Below are 1148 nucleotides of genomic sequence, written 5' to 3'. Positions count from 1 at the left end.
CCATGACAATAATGACAGCGCCAGCATTAGACATTGATCACTTTTTTAGTCCAGTAGTAGTAAACAGCAAACTTTTTCTGCTACTGAAAAAAATTTTAGGTGAAAACCCATAGAGCTTGATTAAATTCTAATTAACTAGGTGAAGATTAATGTAAAGATTAAATAAAGATCAACGTCAGACAATACTATCAATTAAGGTAAGGCGATTCCCTTCTACCTTTAACTTTTAACCTTTTACCAAAAAGGTGGTATCAGTCCATTTGAAGCAATTAAGCATTAATTTATTCATGCAACCCCCAATCAACCAGATCACACTTTCCCAAACTGCCAAAGACCAACTCATTAAACTCAAACGTCAAACCAAAATTCCTCAGTGGAATGTCCTTTGCCGCTGGGCAATCTGCCGTTCCCTCGCCGAACCGACAATGCCCTCGCCGGTTCCCATACCTGCCGATAGTAACCTCGAACTCACTTGGAGCGTGATGGCAGGAGATATGGCTGATCTGCTCCTAATTGCTCTCAAACAACGCTGCCATAACGATGGCTTAACTTTGGATCAAGAAAATCTAGGGAATCAGTTTTGCCTGCACCTTCATCGAGGTATTGGTTACTTAGCAGGGGATACCACTATTAAAAAAATTGAGGATTTAATTTCCCTGAGTGTTATCAAGGATGAAGAATGAAGTATCAAGTTTTACTCAGGACTCAGGAGTTAGCACTATAGTGGTCAATGCGATGCGTTCGCGAAGCGGTTCCTTGTTCCTTTGGAACCGCTTCGCGAACGGAACATCGCTTTTTCTGACACTTCAAGGCACGAGAAGTCCGCAATCGATAGATCAGCTTTACACTCAACCAATAACTAACCACAGCACAGACCAATCCAACGGCCAAACAACCAACAAATAAGGTTAGGACAATGTCTGACCCCAATTCTCTAAATTCCTGCCAAGATTGGAAACTCACATTAGCCAATTCATCCTGATTCAGTAGCCATTCACCCACGTGAAAGTTGAATGCAAAAATCGGTACATAAGTCAAGGGATTACTAATCCAAGTTCCAGCAGTAGCAGCTATTTTGTTCCCTCGCAAGAGTACCGCCAGCAAAATCCCTATAATTAACTGGAGACCAAACAGCGGAAAGAACCCAG

The 1148-nt window shown here is 41.9% G+C and carries 2 protein-coding genes; one reads left to right on the top strand and one right to left on the bottom strand.

Going from position 1 to position 1148, the window contains the following annotated elements; all coding sequences use genetic code 11:
* The first annotated feature begins 287 nt into the window (after positions 1 to 287).
* Positions 288 to 683 carry a DNA sulfur modification protein DndE gene (dndE, locus tag F6K49_RS51470; RefSeq protein WP_293067585.1) on the top strand — a complete coding sequence of 132 codons (396 nt, stop codon included), beginning with the start codon at positions 288 to 290 and terminating at the stop codon, positions 681 to 683.
* Positions 684 to 705: 22 nt separating this feature from the next.
* Here dndE and F6K49_RS51465 read toward each other — a convergent pair.
* Positions 706 to 1148: DUF2062 domain-containing protein (locus tag F6K49_RS51465; protein ID WP_293110688.1), on the bottom strand; the 443-nt coding region annotated here is incomplete at its 5' end.

This window comes from Moorena sp. SIO3I6 (assembly GCF_010672095.1).
The sequence above is the reverse complement of the archived record's forward strand: the minus strand, read 5'-3'. Positions and strand labels throughout refer to the sequence as shown.